The sequence below is a fragment of the Terrabacter sp. Ter38 genome (assembly GCF_024519435.1).
Classification (GTDB): Bacteria; Actinomycetota; Actinomycetes; order Actinomycetales; family Dermatophilaceae; genus Terrabacter.
Window position 1 is genome coordinate 40,368 of the sequence record NZ_JALJRZ010000001.1, and the last position, 20,837, is coordinate 61,204.

Below are 20,837 nucleotides of genomic sequence, written 5' to 3' on the forward strand. Positions count from 1 at the left end.
TTCTGTGTCCGGGCATGCTAGTCCTTCTGGGGCAGGTGGGCTCGGCGGCGTCAAGGTGCGCGAGCGTCGGGGCCAGCTAACGCTGCTCATTGCGCCTAGGCTCGGCAGGAACCGCACGTTTGCTGGTTCTGGTGGCGCAGGTACCAGTGCCCGAGGGCGCGTTCAGTTCCGCAGTCGCAGCGCACGACGTAGACCCAGGCGTCTGCCTTCCCTTCCCGCCCAACCTGCTGGGTGGGGCCGGAGATAACCACAAGCTTCCCCTGCCTGCCCCCAACCGGGAGGGGGTCCTTCGGGCGCCTCGGCTGCCTCGGCCTGCGCTCGGGCTTCTGCCTCGGCTTCTTGGTGTTTCGGATTGCTTGTAGGTACTGCTCGGCATCAGCAGCCCCTACTGGTAGGCCGGCTGCCCGGTAGTCGGCGAGGCCTGCAACCTCCTCCCCCACCAGGTGCTCGATCGCCTCGAGGACGGCGACGGTGAGGTCGAATGGGTGCGTTCGGGTGGAGGACGGGACTGATACGACGGAAGGCCCGTTGATCGCGGGGAGCTTCCCCTCACGCACTCGAACCAGCGGGATCCCAAGGTGCCCCAGCACGGCCTCTTTCCGTTCCTCCTCTGGGCGCCGGTCCCGGAACATGGTGCCGTGGTAGGCCTCGCCGTCGTACTCGATGCCCACGCAGCCACTGGGCAGGTCGACGAGGATGTCGACCTCCTCGAAGGCGTACCGGCGGGGGTATTGGGTCGCCATCGCCTCTGGCGCAGGCACGCGCATCGACCCTAAGTCGGGGACGCCGTCTGGGAGTCGGGGGTCGCGAGCACTCGGGTAGCGAATGCCCACCACGTGTGAGAGTTCGGCAGCCAGACGGGCCTGGGCGCGTGATGTTGTCGATGTGCACCAGGGGCAGCCAGTCCCGTAGACGCGGTTGTTGGTCGTGGCCGGGTACTCGTGGCCGTCGGGGCACCGCCATACGCGGTCGGCCCGGGCGTCCGTGCACGACAGCAGGTTGGGGTCGGGGCCGACGAGCTCGGCGGCGATCGAGGGGTGCCACCTTTGCAGGCTGGTGCTGGCGTCGACGAGGTAGCCGGCGCATACACGGCAGGCGTGCGCTTGTGTGAAGCGGTCTTTCGGGGTGGCGGTGAACTCGTGCGCCCATGGGACCCATTGCCCGTCCTCGGGGTTCACGGCCCACGTGTGGTGACGCCACAGGATCAGCTCGTTGGAACCAAGCGCTCGCCCCGCGTCGCGGGGGTCGGCCAACTGTCCAGCGAGCGCGGGGACGTCGGAGAGGGCCCCCACCCGTAGGCAGGAGGGACAGGCGGAGCCCTTTTGTGCCCGGTCCTTGACCGTCGCGGACCAGACGTGCTCGCGCTCCAACGGACACGACCACTCGTACCGTTCGTTCTTGCACGCCGACACCGACGCCGGGGCTCTGCCCGGGCTCGCCCACTGCTCGAGCAGGAGCGGGAGGTCAGCGACCGTTGTCCCCCGACGTGCAGGTCGCTGAGCCCACGCCAACGTCTGCTGCGCCTTCCAGTCGGCCCAGAAGGCCCTGCGCCGGGCCTGCTCAGTCCGGAGCTCAGCCCCCCGGCGCTCGACCGCGTCCTGCCAGTCGCGGTTCTCGCCGTTCCACATGGCTGCTTGCTCACAACGCATGCGGACGCGAGCAGCTCGGTCCCCGATCCCGTACGGCAAAGATAGCGGCTGCATGCGGCGGGGCGGCTCGGGCAGGTGGGGATCGCTGTAGGGCAAGGCAAACTCCTTCGGGGTCCGTCGGACCCCGATGAGCACACGCCCTGGAGATCCGCTGTTGTCATGGGATGACCGGCTCGTCACCTGGGGCACCTCCGCGGAGGAGGTTGCCAGACAGCTAGCCAGGGCTTGTCGCTGTCATTCGTGAGCCAGAAAGAGGATAGCGCCCGCCCGGAAGCTGGGTGGACAGACACACCGATCGCATCGGTAATGGGTCTCGAGAACGTCTTCCAGAAAGCTCGTCGACGTTTGCCACGGCCACTCGTGACCGCTCTCGCCTGCAGGGAGCACCGCCTGCTCCACGCCTCTGCTTCCAGCAGTCTCGCGCCTGCGGTGACGGAGTCCCGGACGCGGGCCCCGACGTGAGTCCCGGGGTGGGGGCCTAGCCGTCGATCCTTCGCCGTCGGAGCGAGACTCACCTGGTCCCAGGACGCGATCGTCGCCCTTGGAGTTCCAGGCGAGGATGTCAAGAAGGCGTACGTCACTGAGGCGCACCTGGCCCCCGGCCGCAGCCCTGAGGACGCCGAACGCTTCCGGTTGGCTCGTGATGTCGTCGCGGATGGCTTCCGTGAGCAGGACCATGTAGTCCGCCTGGGTGCGGTCGCGTGCGTGTGGGACTGGGGCTCCGTCGCCGACGTAGCAGGCATGCACCCACCGGTCATGGAGCACGACGGAGTGCGGTCGCTTGCGGTGGAGCACCTTGGACAGGGTGGTCGCGCCGACGCCCCAAGGGCGCGTGGTGGGGTCGTCCAGCACCTCGTACAGCGCACGCACGGCAGGTCGAAGGTCAGCGGGATGCCGCACATCGGCCAACGGTTTCCCAAGGATGGGGTTTCTTAATGCTTCTTCCAGCCGAGCTCGCACGCGCTGGAGTCCGTAGAAGGACCTGATCTTGACGGGCACGTTCAACAGCCCGGGTGCGAGCAAGTCCCCGTCCGTGAGCCGGCCCGGTTCCCGGGTGTCGCCGTCGAAGCAGTCGTACGCGGGGAAGGCGTACGGGTGCTCGCTGACGGCATTCGCTGCAGCGTTAGTGTAGTCGCGGACCCAGGCCGAGGCCCTTTCAACCGGGACGACCACTCGACCTACCCGGATCTCCCCTGTGTGCCGTGTCATGGTCCGGACAGTAGCGCCGTGGAGCGTGACGCCCGCGCACAGGCGTGCGCTCGATCCTTGCGCCGTCTGGCCGAAATCGGCGTTGGTGGGGAGAGACAGGAAAGGAAAGCACTTTTCCAGCAGGAGTCACCTCTCGCCGCTACCGCGGAGACCGTGCTGCAGGCCAGTTGTGGCAATCACCGGAAGGGGCCTTACGGCTCACGGCTTTGGTCGGCACGGTGAACGTGCCAGCACTGGCTCGACTGTCGGTTGCGAACCTAGTCAGGATCGAGCTCGGCGAGCAGCGCAAAGAGGTCGTTGGCGAGGTTGTCGTCGTGGTACTTCGCCATCATTCCCCGGCCCTTGCGCATGAGTCCGAGTGTAAGCCGGCGGGCGGGTTCCACCACGTCAGGTCGCTGCAGCAGGTCAATGAGACCCGCGGCGCCGACGAAGTAGATCGAATCGACGTCGCCGACAGTCCGGTAGTGACCTTGCTTCAACGGACCCCCGTCCTGAGGGTGCCTCATGAGCTTCCCGGGTGAGACGTTGACGAAGCCGTTCATGACCCACCCGTCCGGCCCAAGCGCCTCCGCTACGACGAGCGTCTCGACGTTGTTGACGCTGATGGTGCTCAACCGGCGCTGCGTGCGGGACTGGTTCGTGCTGGGCATCGAGGTGATCGACCAGAAGCGGCGCTCCGTTTCGTGCGGCCACGGGACCACACTGAGCAAGTACACGAGCAGCGCGAGACGGAGCTCCGGGTAGTCCGCCCTGGCCCGCAGTGCCTCGAACTTCCCACCCGCCCGGGGGTGCGCAACCGCGGCTGCGACCCTGTCGCGAAGGTCGTACTCACCGTCAATGGCCCCATCGAGCCACCGCTCTTGTTCGACTCGGTCGACCACCACGTCCAACGTGCTCTCACCCATCGGAAGCCCCACAAGGGCCGAGTTGTACGGGCCCACGCCATCCCGCTCGAGGCGCTGGATGGTGCGACGTTCCAGGTCGTCCAGCTCGCTCGGCGCCGCGGGCGCGAAGTCCAACCCGGCGACCCGCCCAACCCAGTGGCGACGATGGGACGCGAACCGGGTCAACACGTCTCGGGCCTGGCCGACGTACCGGTAGCCGTCATCGAAGTGGAGGACGTAGATGCCACATCGCGGCGACCCTGCAGGGAGGATCGCCGACAGCGACACCCCCGGTGGCGCCTCGTAGTGGCGAAAGGCCAAGACCTTCCCCGGCTTGGACCTGACAGCGCCCGGGGCGGGTGGCCTCCGATTGGCTGGCGCCCTACCCGGACTGCCCCGCTGTGGCCTGACTGGATGCGCCGCCTCGGTCGCTGTGCCCTGTGCGGGAGTCTCGTCGACCATTGTCCGGAAACGTATGCCGGGGCGGAATCGCAGCCGGACGATGCCATTCTTGGTCGCCTTGGGAGTGCCGGCGTCGAAGACGCCGAACCCCGCGACTGCGACGCGGCCACCCCGGGCGACCTCCCCGAGGACTACCTCGGCGAACGCGCCACACATGGCCTCGGCTGCCTCTCGGCCGCCGAGGCGTCCGGCCAGTGCCTCGATGAAGCTGGGCTCTTCCACCATGCGCCTCCTGCCCGCGGGAGCGGGCGCGCCTCGGGGCGCTTCACTCCATGCTCGCTCGCGCGGCTACCCGCTGGCAGGGGAACCGTGCCGTTCGCTGCGAACCAAACAGGTCCAGGAGGGCGCCGACGGCGGGGGCGTGAGTCGGACGGAGGGGCAGCTGCGGGCCGCCAGACGGCCAAGTACCTCTGCGTCCTCGACGTCGTCTGGACCGTCGAGGTCGATGACGATGTCCTGCATGGTCTGCTCGAACCGGTGGGTGACCGTGACGTCCGCGCCCTTGCCCGCCGAGATGCCCGCCCTGTCCAGCAGCGTCTCGGCGATCTTGCGCCGCCCCTGAGTCTGCACCTTGTCGTCGTTCATCCACTGGATGAGTCGCGACGCCGCGTCGTCAGCAGCCATGACGATCCGCTCGGCCGCACGACGCTTGACCCCCCGGCGCTGCACCGCCATGCGTCTGGCAGACGACCGCGCCGTCGATGGCCAGGTGACGACACTGCCGGACTTGTCCGAGCGCATTGCCTTGCACCGGACGGCGTGTGGGCGGAGCGCGAACCACTCCTCGCTGAGATATGTCACGACCTCGTTGCCCGCCACCCCCATCACCGCCTCAGCGCGGGGTACTTGCGGTGCAGCTCGTCCACGCTGCTCTCGGGTCGGCCAGCACGGCCTGGTTGGCAGTCGCCTGCGACGCGAGACTCTTGTACGCGCCGACGATGCCGTTGTACCGCTCACGCGCTGCCGTCAGGCGCTTCACGGCTTCGTCCTTCGTGATGCGGCCGGCCTTGGCCTCACGAGCGATCAGACGAACCTCGTCCGCGATCTGCGACGCCTCCCCACGCAGGTCTTCCGCCTCATCAGCGAGCCTCCACGAGGTCTGCGCCGCCTGGTCCTGAAGCCTCTCGGCGGCGACCTGACGGTCGTGCTGCTTCTCCTGCGCGACGAACTCCTCCGCCGCTGCCTGTGCGCGCTGCTGCTCGATGACTGCAAGGACATCGCTGGGGTGGAAGTCGCTCATCACTCGCCCTCGATCTCGGACTTGGCGGCCAGGTCCTGCTCCGGCTTCTCGTAGAGAGTTCCGCGTGCCTGCTCGCGCTGGACGAGTGCGACCACCGCGTCCTCGGCGTCGCCGAGCGAGTCGGCAACGAGGAGGTTCGCCGACTCCACGGCAGCGAGGTTGACTGACTTCGGCTGCATCGCACCCAGATACTGGACGCGTGACATTCCGGTCTCCTTGGTAGGTGCTGAAGCAGGAGCGCCGGAGGTTCAGCACCGCGCAAGGAATCGCATCTCTGATCAGACGACGCTCCTGCCGAAGACCTAGAGTCCGCTGTTCAACTAGGCGACCATCGACAGGTCGAGGCTCTCCTCCTGGCGCACCTCCCCGACGATGATCCGCGACGGCCGCATGCGCAGCGCCTCCTTGACGAGGCGACGAAGCGGCACCTCGCCCATGCCCTCGAGGCTCGGTTGCCGGCACTGCATGGCCGCCACGTCGCGCCATGGGATCTTCAGCCTGAAGTCTCAGTTTCTGCACTAGTTTGAGGTGGAGGCGTCGACCTCAGGACGAAGGAACCCCGCACGACCGTCACCACGGCAGCCGTCTACTGCCGCATCTCGCTCGACCGCTCGGGTGGCGCGACACGTTCACACTTGCCCGACGCCGCCAACGGACCTTCGGGCTCTGGGCCGATACCGTTCAGGCATGTCCTCCGATCCGAACGCCCAGCGGCTGCAGCTCGCGCAGCAAAGGCGAAAAGTAGACTTCGACTCCTACGACATCACCGTCGATGAGTTGGTTCGTCGCGTCTCCCGTGGGCGAATCGAGATCGCACCGGCTTACCAGCGACAGTTTCGATGGGATGAAACTCGACAATCCCGCCTCGTCGAGTCCCTTCTCCTCGGCATCCCAGTTCCTCCCTTGTTCATGGCCACCAATGTGGACGCCAGCCAAGGCACTCGGTGGGAAGTCGTTGACGGACTTCAGCGACTTCTGACCTTGGTCAACTTCATCGGCGACAGCGAGGTGCGCGGTGTTGTCAGGTTTGACAAGGACAAGAAACCTCTTGAATTGGTGGGCCTTGAGAAGCTCACGCGGCTACATGGCCAGGCTTTCAACACCCTGCCGCCTGACCTGCGGACCGGCCTTGAGGATCGCCCTCTTCGGGTCACGGTCCTCAACGATAAGAGCGACCTGCAGGTGCGCTTTGACTTGTTCGAACGCCTAAATACGGGTGGGATACGCCTAACGGACCAAGAGGTTCGCGAATGCGTGTTTATGGGTGAATTCGTCAATCTGCTAAGCCATTTAGCCAAAGATGCGAACTTCCGCACGGTCGTCCGTCTCCCGAAGACGAACATGCAGGATGGAACAGCGGAGGAGTATGTTCTACGATTCTTCGCCTTCCATGACCGGTACAAACAGTTCGACCACTCCGTCAAAGACTTCCTTAACGACTACTGTGAGGCTAATTCGAGGACCGCCAAGGCTGAGACCCGAGTCGCGCTCTTCTCACAGACATTCAGGTATCTGGCTGCCGCATTTCCCGAAGGATTGAAGTCACGAAAGGGAACCACAGCGGTCAATCTCTACGAGGGAATCTCGGTCGGGGCCGCGCTGGCCCTTAAACAGAATCCCCAATTGGACGTGCCAAACTCGCTCGACTGGGTGAGGTCCGATGCAATGCGCGCAGTGACGACGGGCGCGACTAACAATCGGTCACGCGTCACCGGGCGCATAGAACTCTGCCGTGATCACTTCCTGTCCGGGTCATGATCAGCGTCGCTACCCACATCGACGAACTGAACGATCGCATGGACGCAGCCGTTCTGCTTCTCGATCAGACACACCCGGACCCTAAGAGTTCACAATTGCCAGGGCCGGTCGCTCGCGAAGCACGCGGCCTTGTGGTCGTAATGTTGTTTGCAGCTTACGAGAACCTCCTGAAGTCGCTGACGCGCACCTTGCTGGAAGCAGCCATTAGATGCAATGTGTCAACGAAGAGGCTTCAGCCCGGTATCATGACATTCGCGCTGCTCAATGCGACTAAGGGCACTCTCGCAAAGGGCACCAAGAAGCTATTTTCGGACAGCCTCCCAGAACTAATTGACACGTTCCGATCGGGTCAGTCCGACTGCCGGATCAATAGTGCCGCATTTCCAGATGACGGATCATTTATGAAATCTAGCCAAGTAGCACTGTGGTGCGAGGTGTTCGACATTTCTAATCCTCCATCCATTCTTCGCCACACTTGGCAGGCACTCGACGGAGTTGTTAGTCAACGAAACGACGTGGCTCATGGCGCTCGCACGCCTGGCGAAGTAGGACGCCTCTATACGGAACAAGAGATGCGCGCTCTCGTCGATCAATGGCGCGGCGATTGGACAATCTTCTTGCAGCACATTGAGTCCGCCGCATCAACTAGGGACTTCTTCCGAGTGCCTTGACAGTCAGCGAACCGAAGTCGCCCGGCTCATCAACTCTACTTCTCGCCAGCTTCAGAGTTCTCTTTAAGGGCGACCCACACTCGCCCGCGCTCGGAGGGAGAGCAGCGTCTACACCGCCCGGCATGTCGGGAGACTCCCAACCTTGGGAAGGTTGGAGTCATGTCGGAGAACACGTCCAAGAGGTACTTGCCTGAGCTGAAGGCTCGGGCGGTGATGTCAATCCGCCTAACTTCAGCTGGCGTGGCTTGTCCGTTCCAGCCAGTTCCTGCCTGCGATGACCTCCATGGTGCGGTCGCTGAGATCGAGGGGTGCCCCTTCGATGTCCGAGCGGTTGAGGACATCTTCGCGAAGGATCCGGCGCGCTTCGGCGTGGTGGCCTTCGGCGTCGGCGATGGCGGCGAGGTCGAGCCGCGGGATGTCCTCGTCGGGCGCGGCGAGTGCGGCGGTCTCTGCGGCGAGTCTGGCCCGGCGCAACTCGTTTGAGTGGAGGCTGTGAGTGGTGACGAGGTGGGCGACGTCGACGATGGCGCACAGCAGGTGCTGGTCGATCCGGTCGCCATCGACGAGCCAGTACCAGCGGTCCTCTTTGAGGCTGCTGAACGGTTGGCCCTGCACGAGCCGCAGGGCGGCGTCGAGGTCCTCGATACCCTCGGGTCCGCGTGCCTCTCCGCGGACTCGGAGGCGGCGGAAGAGGTCGGCGTCGACGAGGACGTCGACGACTTGGTAGACGCCGACGCCGCGGGCGAGGGCGGCTGGTGCCTTCCGGGCGTCGGGGAGGTGCTTGTCGCCGGAGCGGGGGTTCACTCCGAGCCAGTCGCGCAGGATCCGGATGTAGTCGCGGGCTTTGGCCTGGGTGATGTTGAAGGTGTCGGCGAGCTCGCCCGGGGTGGCGCCATGGGGGCGGGTGGCGAGGTAGGTGAGCATCTCGGTGAAGTAAGACTTGCGCTTGGTCAGCGGGGTTCCGCGGGTCCGGGCGCTCACCGGCCCGAGCAAGGTTAGGCGTGGTAGCCGGCAGTCGTTGGACCACCACGCGGCGAGGTCAGCGTCGAGAGTGGGGTCCGCGGCGAGCACGGAGTCGCTGACCTGATTGGTGACCTTGGGTGCGAGTGCTTGCAGGTCCTCTCTGGTGGTCGCGCCGCCGCGGAGGTACTCCTCGTCGTCCTGGTCGAGCACGGTGGTGACCGGTTCGCCGGGGCTCTGCTCGTCGACCGAGCGGGGCATGGTGTGTTCTTGGCGGAGGGCCCCGGCGTCGTTGGTCCAGGACCGCCACCCCTCGGCAGCATCGGCAGAGGTCGGGATGGGGATGTCGTTGGGATCCTCGCTCTGGGCGAGCAGGGCTGCGCAGCCTTGGGCTTCGTCGTGGGTGAGGCCGACTGCGACGAGGTCGAGCCCGACGCCCGGCAGCACGACCCGCCCATCGGCCGTCACGGTGATCTCCATGGGTGTGGCTGGGCCGGCGCCGTCGCTACCGGTTCTGGTGCCGGTGCCGGTGCCGGTGAGGTCGCCGCAGACGACGACGCTGGTGGCGGTGCGGCCGGCGTGTGTGTGGATGAGGTCAAGCAGCTGTGTCAGGGCTGGGGTGGCCGCGGTCTGGGCGGCACTGTCGAGGATGAGTAGGCGTGCGGGCCAGGCGTCGGCGCCGGCCTGGGCGGCCCGGGCAGTGGGCACGTCGTCGCCAAGGTCGTGGGCCCTGTCGAGGGTCGCGACGGCCTCGGCCAGGACGTCCGCGGCCGGGTCGCCGCCGGCGTGGACGCGGAGCCGGTCTGGGTTCATGCCGGCCACCTCTATGCCGACCCCGATCATGTCGACCCGCACTCCGTGTGACCACGGGTTGCAGGCGATCTCGGCGAGCAGGTACCGGGCCAGGTCGCGACTGAAGTCCGGGTCTCCGGTGATGCTGACGTCGAGGTCCTCGAGGTTGAGCAGCCAGAACTCGCCGGTATCGCTGGCTCCGATCGTCACGAGCAGAGGGTAGGGAGCGGGCTGGTCCGGCACGGCTGGCCCGACTTTGTCGAGAAGCGTGCCGTTCGGGAGGGTCCAGTGAAGCTGGTCGGGAGTGCCCTGCCAAGGCGCGGCGAGGGCGGCCGGGGCGGCCAGGTGCAGGTGGATCGTCGAGGCGGTCAGCTCGACGGCCGCGAGCGGCGGTACGGCGCCACCGGCTCGGGTGTGGACAGCGGCGAGACGGCGGAGCAGCCCGTCCACGTAGTCGACGGTCGGGGCGCTGATGCCGCCCACCGCGATGATGGACTTCTCCACCGGCGCCAGTGCCGGCTCGGGGGTGGCGATCGTGCGGCCCGGACGCCGTGCCCGGAACTGGGCTGCCCGTCGCCTCCGCAGACTCAGGAGCATCGAGCCTGCGAGGAGCGCTCCCGCGCCGGAGAGGCCGGCCAGTATCCACGGGGTCGGCACGTCACCCTGCTGATCCGTGACCGATGGTTCCTCGATCGACGCCCCGGGGGTTGATGGTCGCGCGGATCTGCTCGTGGCTGTGGGGTTCTCGGCCGGTCTCGTAGGAGGCTGTGTGGCCGGTGTCGGTCCCTCAGCCGCGGTAACGGTTGAGCCTGCGACATCGTTGGGTTCTTGGGCGGATGGAGACGATGGTGGAGGGTCGCCGTGTTCGGGTGCCGACCGGAGTGGCCCGTGGCGCTCAGGTGATGGGGCTGGCTCGCCGGGCGCCGGCGGGATGGCCGGTTCCTGAGGCGCGGGGATGCTCAGGATCCATCCGGGGCGGATGAGGTCCGGGTCGCGCATCCGCTCGCTGTCGGCCTGCCGGGTGTTGGTGGAGGCGGCGAAGATCTCCGGGTAGCGGTTGGCATCGCCCAACTGCTCCTGCGCGATGTCGGAGAGGGTGTCCCCCGGCTGCACGGTGACAGTGTCCGCGCGGGCGTCGTCCGCCCATCGGTGGCTCTCGGGAGCTCGAGACTCCCCTTCGGCTGCGCTCGGCACGGTCAAGGACCACCCCGGCTGGATGAGGTCCGGGTCCGTCAGTCGCGCGCCATCGGCCTGGCGAGTGTCCTTCGAGGCCTCGAAGATCTCCGGATACCGACTCGCCGCCCCCAGCTGTTGCTGCGCGATCTGCGAGAGCGTGTCTCCCCGCTCGACCGTGACGGTGTGTGCGGCGTCTGCGGTGGCGGCCTCCTTGGGCAAGACGAGCACGGTGCCCGGGGTGAGGAAGCCGGGCTTGTCCCCGAGCACGTCGGCGTTGCGGGCGGCGATCTCACCGAAACGGGTGCCAGAGCCGAGGCGCTGTTCCGCGATCGACCACAGCGACTCGCCTCGCTTGACCGTGTGCGTCGGCACCGGTGAAGCACTCCCCCGCTGGGTCCCGCGGCCGGAGATCAGGTCGTCTCTCGGCGCTGCGTCGACTTCCGAAGCGGCGTTCACGGCGTGCCCTTCCGACGGCGTTCCATTGCCGTCCGCGTGGACCCCTGCGGGGATCTCGACCACGGCAGCGACAACCGATGGAGATCTCGCGATGGTCGCAGCTTTGGCCGGCTGGGCACCGACTGGCGCGGTGATGAAAAGCAGCAGCGCGGCGCTGACCAGGTTCCGGGCGGCCACTTGGGGCAGCGCCAGGCCCGGCAGCCGGGGGGCTCGCACCCCGCGCCGCCGGGAGATCACCTCCAGCACAATGGATCCCGCCAAGAAGAGCCAGACGGCCCAGCCGACGATTGTGAGAACGCCGAGCACGAGGGAGCCGTCGTCCGGGCTGGTCAGCGCCGCCCAGACGTGCCCGGAGGACGGCAGGGTGTCCGGGATGAGGTCGGCTCCGACGGCCAGCAACGCGGCGGGGAGGCCGACGAGGATCGCGGTGAGCCCTACCGCGGCGGCCAAGCCGATCAGACGTGCCCGCGGCCGGGCGCTCCGCTCAACTCCGTGGGTCATCGCTCGACCCCGTGGACGGAGCGGGTGGTGCGGGAGTCAGCGGCCCCGTGGACGGTGAACGAGCTCAGCCCGATGATGCCAAGGAACGTGCACTCGTAGGTCGCCGTGGTGGTGACGTGCACGGTCTGGCCGTCCACCAAGGACGCGGTCCCGGTCATGCCCGATCCGGCGAGGTAGGTCTGGGCGGTTCGTCGGCCGGCGGACGGATCGACGGTGACCCCGTCGCCGCGGACGGCTGCCGCCGCCTGCAGTTGCTGGCCGCCGGCGCGCGCAGCCTGACGGGCGACGTCCTGCGCGCGCTGCTGCGCGCCGACCTTTCCTCCGAGGTCCACGGCGAGCCCGACGAGGACGATCATGACCAGCCCACTGGCTGCCAGCCAGATGCTCACCGAACCGCGGTCGCTTGCCATCCTGCCGGGTGGGCGGCCTTCACGAATCGTCCAGCGCTCAGGGCTCGGTCGCTGTGTCGTCGTGCTTGTCGTGCTCGTCGTGCTCGTCGTCATGGTCATCACCGCTCTCGGTAGGTGTCGATGGCGGACCGCATCGTGGCGGTGACGGTCTTGCTGCCGGGGACCCCGGGTACGGACAGGTCGGCGAGGTCGACCTCGCAGGTCACGGTCGCGGTCACCTGGGCGGCCGTTCCCACTGGTGCGGCGAAGCCGGTCGTGTCGATCGACATGGCCACGCTGGCGCACGTGATCCCTTGGTCGGTCAGCGTGGAGCCGGCTGCGGAGGACGCGGCCGTTTGCGCCTCTGCTTGCGTGCGGGAGATCGACGCCGAGCGGGCAGCGCTGTTGGCGGCTGCCTCGACAGCTTGGTGCGCGATGGCCATCCGGCCGGCGAAGATGATGAGCCCGACGAAGAGTAGGAACGCGGGGACGCCGATCACGGTCTCGATGACGGCCGAGCCACTGTCCGAGCAACGGTCCGAACTTCTCCGACCGCATCGGAAGCGGGCGCAGCCGGGGCGTGGGAGGCGGGGGCGTGGGAGGGGGGTCATCGAGTGATCCGCTCGAGGGGCACCGTCGCCGACTGCCGCACCACGGGCGACCAGCCCGGGATGACACTGAGCGAGGTCCCGGTGACGACGACGGTCGCAACCTCCGCGGTCCGGCTGCTGCTCACGCGCGCGCTCTTGAGGACGTCGTCTCCGCCGGCGGCGGCAACGAAGGATGCCGCCGCCTCGGCGCCCGCTCCCCCGCTGCCCTCCTCGACCGAGGAGGCCCTCGCGCCTTCCTGCGCGGCGGCGATCGCGACGGACCTCGCGTGGTAGAACAGCGCTGCCTGCATCCCGAGGAACATGACTGTGAAGAGCACGGGCAGCAGCAGCACCATCTGGATCGAGGCGGAGCCGCGCTCGGATGGCCCCGCCGCGGTGCGGCGAGGCTGTCTCGGCGACCGGCTGCTGCTCATCGTCAGCCAGTGGATCCGGTGGCGGCTATCTGATGCTGCCGGCTTTGGAGGTCACGTAGTTGGTGATGGCGGCGACGACGATCCCGACGATGCCGATGATCGCGACCGCCCAGATCACCATCTCCATCGTGACCGCACCCCTGTCAGAGACATGGTCATCGCCGGGATTCAGATGGTGTCTGGGCCTGGTCGCCAGCGTGGCCTCGGCCTTGTCCGTGAGGGTGGCTCCGAGGATGTGCAGGGTCGCTGCGAGGTAGTGCATGAGTCTCTCCTGTCGTCGTGTTGCTGCCGGGTGGTCCCGAGTTCTCCCGGGCTGTTTCGTTCGGTTGGTGCTGCGAGTGATACGAGTTCGATTGCGGTGCAGTGCTCTTCCAGTTCGTTGAGCTCAGGTGTCGCCAATGACCCGCAGCAGCGCGGGCGCAACGAGGATGGCGAGGAAGATGACGCCGAGCAGGCTCATCGGGATGGACATGCGTTCGCCGACCTCGTTCGCCTTGGCCTTCTCGGCGCCCAGCATCGCGGCGCGCATCCCAGCCGACCGGGCTCGAAGGTTGGAGTAGATCTGTGCGCCTTCCTCCCCGGACAGGCGCATGATGTCGGCCAGGTCCTGCAGCTCGGGTAGTCCGAGTTCGTCGGCGAGGTTGCGCAGCGCGTCCCATGGGGTGAGGCCCGACCAGCGGGTGCGGGCGAGCTCCTCGCCGAGGCGCCGAAAGACCCAGGAGTCGCCGACGTCGGCGGCGGCCTCCATCGCCTGCCGGGGACCTGCTCCGCTGTTGCGTTCGAGGGCGACGAGGTCGATGTAGGCGCCGAGGGCGCGGGCGAACTCTGCCCGGGCCTTCTTCGCGTCGTCGCGGGCGTTGTAGTCGGGCAGGAGGAAGCAGACCACAGCCGCGCCGAGCGAGGCGATGACGGGGATGACGACCGGGACGGGCAGGCGCATCAGGGTGAAGCAGGTCGCGAGCAGGGGCGGAGCCAGCAGCCCCAGCCCGGCGAACATGAGCTTCTCGCCGTAGAAGCGGCTCACCGGGATACGCAGGATCGCCAGCTCCTTGACGGGGACGCTTCCCCACGCCCCGGCGGGGAGCGTCTTCATCGCCCACACCCCGAGCCGTTCCCGTGTGTCGCCTGCTCCTGCGCCGGCCCGGTCGAGGTCGCCCTGCGGCCGGGTCCGGTTGGGCGAGAGCCGCTTCAAAGCGTCGCCCAGGTCCGGGTCTGCTGGGGTCAGCCGCCACACGATCAGGGCGATGCCGAGCCCGACGAGGCCACCTGCTAAGATCGCCAGCTGCAGTCCGGTCGGCATCAGCGAGCCACCTCCTTCGCGGCTGCGCCGATGAACCGAGGGAGGCTCTCCCCGATGGCCATCCGCTTCATCCAGATCAGCGTTGCCACGTAGAGGCTCAGCAGCGCGACGAGGATGACCTGACCGAACGGGGTCGCGTACGGGGCGATGTAGTCGCCAGTCAGGGCGAGGACGCCGAGGACGCCGATCGTGATGATGGTGACCCAGCGGGCCGTCGAGCGGGGCTTGGCGCGGTCGGCCTCGATCTCGCGTCGGGCCCGGACGTCGGCGGCGACGGACTCGGCGAGGGCTTCCAGGACGCTGGCGACGCCGGCGCCGCGGCGGCGGGCGCCGAGGATGAGGTTGGCGGCGATGAGGTCGCCGGTCGCGTCGTCGAGCTCGTCGGCGAAGGCCCGCAACGCTCGTTCGGTGCTCCACCGGGCCCGCAGCCGAGACGCCAGCCGGGTGACCTCGGGCCGGATCTCCTCCGGTGTCGAGCGCAGGGTGGAGATTAACGCCTGCTCGAGCCCGACGCCGGCGGTGAGGATCCCGGACAGGGAGCGGGTCCACTCCTCCATCGCCTCAAGACGCTCGATCCTGCTCGCCGACTCCGGGGAGGACAGCAGGTAGGGCAGCCCGGCGAGTGTGGCTGGGAGAATGAGGATCGCGACGACCCACCCGGTCAACGCCGCCGCCAGGACACCGGTTGCGAGGCCAGCCAGGATCAGCCGCTGGCTGCGCCTGCTGACCCCGGCCATGGGCCACCAACGTGGCCCGCGTGAGCCGGGCCGACCCCGCCGCTGCGGCGCGGCCGTGTCCACCGGTCGGGGGCGCAGGCCCAGGACGAGCCCGAGCAGGCCCGCGACGACGAGGGCGCCGGCCACGGCCGGGATCAGCGGGGTCATGACGCGGCCTCGTCCCGGGGATCGTCCTGGTGCCCGTAGAAGCCGGGGAGGTCGAAGCCCCACTGCTGCAGGTCCCGGTAGTCGTCCGGAAGCACGTTCGGGGTTGCCACCCGCGCGCCGGGCGTGGTCGCGAAGACCTTCTGCACGGCATACCCCTTCTCCCGCTCGCCCGGGGCGACAGTGATGACCTCGGAGACCCAGCGGGCGCGTTGCGCGGTGCCGTCGGCCAGCGGGCTGGTCTCCAGATGGACGTGCACGACCAGGTTGATGCTCGCCGCAATCGCCCGCACCGCGTAGTCGTGCGTCACGTGCGGCCCGGCCTCCATCGCGCAGGTGACGAGCTTGTTGATGGCGCCCTCGGCGTTGACGGCGTGCGTGGTGCTGATGGAGCCCGCGCCGGACTCCATCGCCTTGAGCATCGCGAGGATCTCCTGACCGCGGACCTCACCGACGATCTGCCGGGAGAGGTTGAACCGGAACGAGTCGAACAACGCCTCATTGAGGGTGAACTCGCCCGCCTGACGCCCGTCCGCGCCCCGCTCCCCCGACCCCGGCCGGGCCTCCCACGCGAAGACGATGGGGTGGGTCTCGGTCAGCTCGTGCAGGTGCAGCTCGTACTCGGTCTCAAAGGTGCCGATTATCTCGTGCCTAGGGATCTCGGCGCACAACGCGCGCACCAACGTCGTCTTGCCGGCGCCCTGGGCCCCCGACACGACAATGGACTTGCGGGCCCGGACCGCCGCCCGCAGGAACGACGCGGCCGTCTCGGACAGGTTGCCCCGCTCCACGAGATCGGCCAGCGTCACCTGCCGCAGCCGGTGCCGGCGAATCACCATCGACGGCCGCGGCATCACCCACGCGACCGCGGCCAGCCGCGCCCCACCGTCGAGGCGCAGGTGCAGCTTCGGCTGCGCCTCGGAGAACGGCCGCGCGTTGGCCTCCGACCTGCTCGCCAAGAACACGAGGAAGTCGATGAGCTCCTGGTCGCTGTTCGCGACCGCCGGACCAGGCACCATCCGCCCGTCCGTGAGCTCGAGAGTCACCCGGTCACATCCGGTGACGATGATGTTCTCGACCCGATCGTCGTCCACCAACGGCTGCAGCCTGCCGAGCCCGAACAGCGCATCGTCAAGGGCCTGAGCCATCTCGTCCTGCTCGACCGGGCTCCACTGCGTCTGACCCGCTTCGACGCGGGCCACCGACTCGTCATTGAGCAGGTCCAGGATGATCGCGCGCCCCCGCTCCCGCTGAACCGCCGCCGCAAGGTGCGCTCGCTCGTCCCCCAACGCGGCGCTGAGCCGGTCGGAAGCCTGCTGCCGCAGCGCTGCGACCAGCTCCCAATCCAGCCCGCTGCCGTAGGCCGCGCCGACCCGACGCAGGTCCCCCGGCGCCCGCTCCTGCCGGTCCTGTGAGGCGCCTCGCTCGCTCGTCGGCCGCATCGAGAAGGTGCCCCGCACCCGGCCCGGTCGTGGCCGCGGTGTGGTCTCTGCCGCTGGTGGCGCAAGCGTCGGCGTTGCCGACGGCGTCGCGAACAGCGGCAACGATGTCGGGTCGGTCGGGTCCATTGAGTCGCTGTGGTCCGCCCGCGATGCTGGGCTCGTGAAGCCGACGTGCTCGTTCATGCTCGAGCTCCCATAGGGCTACGGGCCGGCTGGCCCGCGATCTCGGCCCGGTCGGCGGCGACCGTTGCGTCGATCGCGTCCCGGGCCGCGGACAGGCCGCGAACGAGCGGTGACGTATCGAACTTCCGCGGCGCCTTGGCGCCCCTGCCGAATACCTGCGCGACGGCCGGATCCCATGCGAGAGAGGCAATCACGGGAGTCTGCAGCACCTTGCGGACCTCACGCGCGCTGTACGGGTCGCCCTCGCCGACCATCAGCAGCCCCAACGACGCACAGCCACCGACGCGCTCGAACCCCGCCCGCAGGGTCTGCGTCCAGGAGCGGGCCCCGGACAGCGACACCAAGTCCGAGCGCATCGTCAGCAGGCACAGGTCGGCGGCGTACAGCAACGGCTCCGGAAACCCCGTCAGGCCCAGCCGGCCGGCGTCCACGATGACGTCCTGACCCGTCCGCTCCAACGACTTGAGGGCGGCCGCGAGAGGTTCCCACAGCGACACCAGGCTGGGCGCCTGAGTGTGCGACCGGGTCCCCGGCAGGAGCGCGGCTGAGGTTCCCTCAATCCGCACCGTCGCCTCAGGGATCGCCTGCTCCAGCTGGCCATGCCGGTGAGCCAGCGCGAGGTCGATCAGTGAGGATGCCGGGGCGGTCTGGCCGCGCAGATAGCCAGCGAGGATCGAAGACCCGCCCGTCGGATCGGCTTCGACTAGCAGCGCCGGCCGCGGCCACGTCAGCGCGAGGCCCACCGCCGATGCAGTCACTCCGGGTGACCCGGAGGCCGAGGTGAGCACGATCAGGGCCATCAGGTCACCGCTCCCGGCTGTCCAGCACGAGCACGACCCTGCCCGTCGCGGCGCGGGCGGCGAGCTCGCCGGCCTCGTCCTTCGGGACTAGGACGGACACGACCGTCCTATCCTGCTCAGCGCCCGGGTGTAGGCCCAGCACGGTGGCGGTGACCTCGACCGGCGGGCCGTCGGTGACCTCACCCTGCGCTCCCGGGGTGGACACGATGCGCACGTTGTCGCCAGCCTGCAGCGACTCGCCAGGCATGAGCGAGGGCGGCAACGCGACACCAACGACAGACTGGCCTGCCGGCGGGATGACCGAACTCGTCACCGATTCTGACGTCACGAGGCTCCCAGCGGCCATGTCCATCGCGGCGCGTTGACCCACCAGATCCGGCAGGCTGTCCCCGGCGACGGTCCGCAAGCCCGGGTCGACACCCACCTGGACGGTCATCAGGTCCGCCTGGTCGATCGTCTCGCCGCGGGCGATGGTCGCGCGGACGGCGACGACCTGATGGGTGTTGCTTGTCGAGGTCCACGCCCACACCCCGAGCAGCGCACCGAGACAGACGGCGGCCACCGACGCGACCACCAGGATCGGGCGACGCCGTAGTTTCGGAGCCGGTGTCACCTGGCTGGGGCTGGGCGGGGCGAGTCTGGCGCGGCCGTTCTGCCGGCCGGCGTCGGTGCTGTCCGTGTGCCCTGTCGTCACGCTCATCCGCGTTCCCCTACCGACCTGTTAACGGTTGATGACTTGGCTCTCGCCCATGGTGATGCTCGTCGTCCGGGACAGGTCCAGCGGGATGACGCCGCTCTCCCCGACGCCGGCCCAGGTCACGCTCCAGTAGCTCGTCGCCGTGACGGCGTACGAGCCCTGGCGGGTGTACGTGTGTCCGCAGTCCGGGCTGGACTGTCTCCCATAGGAGTCCGCGTACGGGGTGCCCTTGCTGAAGCACACGACCTGGGTCCCGTCACCCATGTCCCATACGACCTTCTTGACCTTGGCCGTCGCACGGACCGTGAAGCCGCCAGCTGACGCAGTACGGGTGATCGGTCCCCACGTGTTCTCTGCGGCGCCCTCAACCCACATCCACGTCGGTAGCCCGATGATCCCGATACTTCCTGGCCGCGGCTCGGGGACGACCCCGATGGTCACCGCCTCGAGCTGCATTGCATTCATGGCCTGCCGTGCCAGGACCTTCGGATCGGGTGGTGGGGGTGCGGCCGGCGGTGGTCCGCCAGCCCAGAAGAGCAGCACCCGATCACCGTTGACGTCACTGCCGGGAACCAGGCATTGGTAGATCGCCCCGTCGTCGTGGCCACCCCAGATCGGATTCGTCTTCGCGGGCGGAGAGGTAAGCGGACCCATGAAGAGACAGGTGACGCCGTTGACGTGCACCACGTTTGACCGCTTCCCACCCGAGGCCTCGCCGCCACCTCCGGGGACACTCCCACTTCTGGAGGGGCCACGTCGGGGATCTCCGCCGGCGGATCCGCCAATGCCCGCCCAGATGACGCACAACCCCAGCTTGTTGAACTTCGTACATGTGGGCGCGTCGGCATTGGCCGGATTTGCCGCGGTCACCGCACTGACGGCCAGCACTGCGACGGACAATGCCAGCCTCGTGGCTAGCACTTCTCCGCCTTGGGTTGCTCGTAATCCACCCGCCACCCGTCAGGGCTCGGGTACTGCCGGTTGGCGACGCCCACCAGACTCAGTCCCGTTGGCTTCCTGCTGGCCGGCACGATGGAGTTGCCTTCGCTGTCGACGACGTTTACGCCACTGACGTCGTAACAGACCAGGAATGTCACGATCGGAACGGCCGGAGGCGTGGACTTGAGATCCATGGTCAAGTCGGTCTTGACATGCTTCACCGACTTGAGCTTGGTCAGGCCAGTCACGCGTGCCCGCTGAGCCTTGGCCGCGTTCAGCGCGTTCACGTTGTCGACCAAGGCTGTTCCACTCGAGGACCCCTCGAAGAATGAGGGGTTGGTCTTGGTCGGCTCGTAGAGACCGCGCGCGGCGTCCCTGTAGTACCTCGCCACCATCCCCCGAGCCTCCTCTTGCGCAAGCTGTTCGGGACTCGTCGTCGTTGACGTCGGTGAGCTCGAGGTCGAATCCGAGACGCTCGACGCCGAGGACGATGAAGGCGTAGACCGTGTGGGCGCACTCGTGCACGCCGAGAGCGCGGCCACGCCGATGGCGGCCGCTACGGCTGCCACTGATCGTCTGCTTGCTCGAGTCATGTCTTCTCCCCGGTCTACAGAGATAAAGCCCCTAGACCTGCCCCCAGCGATCAGCCACGGGAAAGTCAGTGGTTTCACGTTATGGCGGGACGCCATCCGCGAGGAGGCTTCTTAGCCGGCTGTGGATAACCACCCCGTCGCCGTCACACTGCTTGTGGATTTTCCCGAGTTGCGCTGCCTGCCCATCCATGGCACCACACCGACCGTCATCGCGCAGGTTGAGAATCGGAGGATCGCGAACGACCGAGAGCGCCTCGCAGTGCGCGAGGCCGACCGCCCCACGGGCCGAGGCGACCGGCGGGTCCCGTCGATGGGTCCTCCCGGCGACAGAGTCTGCCTGATCGCCCGAACGTCCAGCTCAGGCTTTGGAGGCTGGGAGGTCACCATGAACCAGAAGCACCGGCGCGAGTTTGAGTCCCTCGCCGAAGCTGCCGAGCGGACAGGTCTGAGCACGAAGACCCTGCGACGACGCATCGCCAGCGGCGTGCTCGCCGCGTACCGCAGCGGCCCCCGCGTGCTTCGCGTCGATCCAGATGACGTCGACCGCATGATGGTCCGTCTACCCACTGTGTCGTCAGGTTCCGACACCCTGCGCGCGGCTCACTCTCCCCGCTGAAGCGTCCGCGCTCGGGACCATCCCTGAAAGCCGGACGACTGATTCGCTGACCCGCCCAGTGCTGGCGGCCCCGAGTCCTGGCTTTGCATCCGGTCTAATTTGTCTCTGTCGGTCCGGCTGTTCGGGCCATCCATGGACTGGCCCTCGTTCAGGAGCGAATGTTCGGTGCGCCTCGACCTCGGCGCGGCACGCCCGCGGAGTCGAGGGCACGACGG

General features: G+C 67.9%; 21 protein-coding genes, 1 pseudogene and 1 riboswitch. Of the genes and pseudogenes, 3 read left to right on the forward strand and 19 right to left on the reverse strand.

Annotation, left to right across the window (positions count from 1 at the left end):
• Nucleotides 1-95: 95 nt before the first annotated feature.
• The 7 genes and pseudogenes from NR112_RS00170 to NR112_RS00195 form a co-directional block, all read right to left on the reverse strand.
• Nucleotides 96-1,628 (reverse strand): zinc-ribbon domain-containing protein, encoded by a 1,533-nt coding sequence (locus NR112_RS00170; protein ID WP_256791976.1) that lies wholly within the window; start codon nt 1,626-1,628, stop codon nt 96-98.
• A gap of 166 nt (nt 1,629-1,794) precedes the next feature.
• Nucleotides 1,795-1,895: riboswitch (SAM riboswitch) on the reverse strand.
• Nucleotides 1,884-2,858, reverse strand: a complete 975-nt coding sequence (locus tag NR112_RS23135) for a DUF6308 family protein (RefSeq protein WP_374510812.1) — start codon at nt 2,856-2,858, stop codon at nt 1,884-1,886. Its footprint overlaps the riboswitch before it by 12 nt.
• Before the next feature lie 257 nt (nt 2,859-3,115).
• Nucleotides 3,116-4,429: a hypothetical protein gene (locus tag NR112_RS00175; RefSeq protein ID WP_256791977.1), complete on the reverse strand. Its 1,314-nt coding sequence runs from the start codon at nt 4,427-4,429 to the stop codon at nt 3,116-3,118.
• Nucleotides 4,430-4,492: 63 nt separating this feature from the next.
• Nucleotides 4,493-4,789 (reverse strand): hypothetical protein, encoded by a 297-nt coding sequence (locus NR112_RS00180; protein ID WP_256791978.1) that lies wholly within the window; start codon nt 4,787-4,789, stop codon nt 4,493-4,495.
• 247 nt (nt 4,790-5,036) lie between these two features.
• Nucleotides 5,037-5,444 carry a hypothetical protein gene (locus NR112_RS00185; RefSeq protein ID WP_256791979.1) on the reverse strand — a complete coding sequence of 136 codons (408 nt, stop codon included), beginning with the start codon at nt 5,442-5,444 and terminating at the stop codon, nt 5,037-5,039.
• Nucleotides 5,444-5,650, reverse strand: a complete 207-nt coding sequence (locus NR112_RS00190; protein ID WP_256791980.1) for a hypothetical protein — start codon at nt 5,648-5,650, stop codon at nt 5,444-5,446. Before NR112_RS00190 ends, NR112_RS00185 begins: the two co-directional genes overlap by 1 nt.
• Before the next feature lie 129 nt (nt 5,651-5,779).
• Nucleotides 5,780-5,947 (reverse strand): annotated as a pseudogene (locus NR112_RS00195) (ATPase, T2SS/T4P/T4SS family); the annotation flags it as partial.
• A gap of 184 nt (nt 5,948-6,131) precedes the next feature.
• On the opposite strand from NR112_RS00195, the gene NR112_RS00200 reads away from it, so the two are divergent.
• Complete coding sequence (locus NR112_RS00200; protein WP_256791981.1) at nt 6,132-7,202, forward strand: DUF262 domain-containing protein; 1,071 nt, start codon at nt 6,132-6,134, stop codon at nt 7,200-7,202.
• Nucleotides 7,199-7,873 (forward strand): HEPN domain-containing protein, encoded by a 675-nt coding sequence (locus NR112_RS00205; RefSeq protein ID WP_256791982.1) that lies wholly within the window; start codon nt 7,199-7,201, stop codon nt 7,871-7,873. Before NR112_RS00200 ends, NR112_RS00205 begins: the two co-directional genes overlap by 4 nt.
• A 231-nt stretch (nt 7,874-8,104) precedes the next feature.
• On the opposite strand, the gene NR112_RS00210 is transcribed toward NR112_RS00205, so the two are convergent.
• From NR112_RS00210 to NR112_RS00265, 12 genes are all read right to left on the reverse strand, one after another.
• Nucleotides 8,105-11,173: a LysM peptidoglycan-binding domain-containing protein gene (locus NR112_RS00210; protein WP_256791983.1), complete on the reverse strand. Its 3,069-nt coding sequence runs from the start codon at nt 11,171-11,173 to the stop codon at nt 8,105-8,107.
• A 581-nt stretch (nt 11,174-11,754) separates the two neighbouring features.
• Entirely contained in the window at nt 11,755-12,147 is a 393-nt protein-coding gene (locus NR112_RS00215; RefSeq protein ID WP_256791984.1) for a pilus assembly protein TadG-related protein, read from the reverse strand.
• A gap of 119 nt (nt 12,148-12,266) precedes the next feature.
• Complete coding sequence (locus tag NR112_RS00220) at nt 12,267-12,656, reverse strand: TadE/TadG family type IV pilus assembly protein (protein WP_256792828.1); 390 nt, start codon at nt 12,654-12,656, stop codon at nt 12,267-12,269.
• A gap of 98 nt (nt 12,657-12,754) precedes the next feature.
• Entirely contained in the window at nt 12,755-13,171 is a 417-nt protein-coding gene (locus tag NR112_RS00225) for a TadE/TadG family type IV pilus assembly protein (protein WP_256791985.1), read from the reverse strand.
• 25 nt (nt 13,172-13,196) lie between these two features.
• Nucleotides 13,197-13,433 (reverse strand): hypothetical protein, encoded by a 237-nt coding sequence (locus NR112_RS00230; RefSeq protein WP_256791986.1) that lies wholly within the window; start codon nt 13,431-13,433, stop codon nt 13,197-13,199.
• 123 nt (nt 13,434-13,556) lie between these two features.
• Entirely contained in the window at nt 13,557-14,471 is a 915-nt protein-coding gene (locus NR112_RS00235) for a type II secretion system F family protein (protein WP_256791987.1), read from the reverse strand.
• Complete coding sequence (locus NR112_RS00240; RefSeq protein WP_256791988.1) at nt 14,471-15,355, reverse strand: type II secretion system F family protein; 885 nt, start codon at nt 15,353-15,355, stop codon at nt 14,471-14,473. The genes NR112_RS00235 and NR112_RS00240 overlap by 1 nt, the downstream gene beginning before the upstream one ends.
• Nucleotides 15,352-16,920, reverse strand: a complete 1,569-nt coding sequence (locus NR112_RS00245; protein ID WP_256791989.1) for a CpaF family protein — start codon at nt 16,918-16,920, stop codon at nt 15,352-15,354. Before NR112_RS00245 ends, NR112_RS00240 begins: the two co-directional genes overlap by 4 nt.
• A gap of 53 nt (nt 16,921-16,973) precedes the next feature.
• Complete coding sequence (locus tag NR112_RS00250) at nt 16,974-17,777, reverse strand: hypothetical protein (protein ID WP_256791990.1); 804 nt, start codon at nt 17,775-17,777, stop codon at nt 16,974-16,976.
• A gap of 4 nt (nt 17,778-17,781) precedes the next feature.
• Complete coding sequence (locus NR112_RS00255) at nt 17,782-18,477, reverse strand: SAF domain-containing protein (RefSeq protein ID WP_256791991.1); 696 nt, start codon at nt 18,475-18,477, stop codon at nt 17,782-17,784.
• 21 nt (nt 18,478-18,498) lie between these two features.
• The gene (locus NR112_RS00260) at nt 18,499-18,939 is read right to left on the reverse strand and encodes a PKD domain-containing protein (RefSeq protein WP_256791992.1); all 441 of its coding nucleotides are present in this window, start codon (nt 18,937-18,939) and stop codon (nt 18,499-18,501) included.
• Between the two features lie 449 nt (nt 18,940-19,388).
• Nucleotides 19,389-19,808, reverse strand: coding sequence for a hypothetical protein (locus NR112_RS00265; RefSeq protein ID WP_256791993.1), 420 nt, complete (start codon nt 19,806-19,808; stop codon nt 19,389-19,391).
• 583 nt (nt 19,809-20,391) lie between these two features.
• Between NR112_RS00265 and NR112_RS00270 the strand changes: the two genes are divergently transcribed.
• The gene (locus tag NR112_RS00270) at nt 20,392-20,622 is read left to right on the forward strand and encodes a helix-turn-helix domain-containing protein (RefSeq protein WP_256791994.1); all 231 of its coding nucleotides are present in this window, start codon (nt 20,392-20,394) and stop codon (nt 20,620-20,622) included.
• The last annotated feature ends 215 nt before the right edge of the window (nt 20,623-20,837 follow it).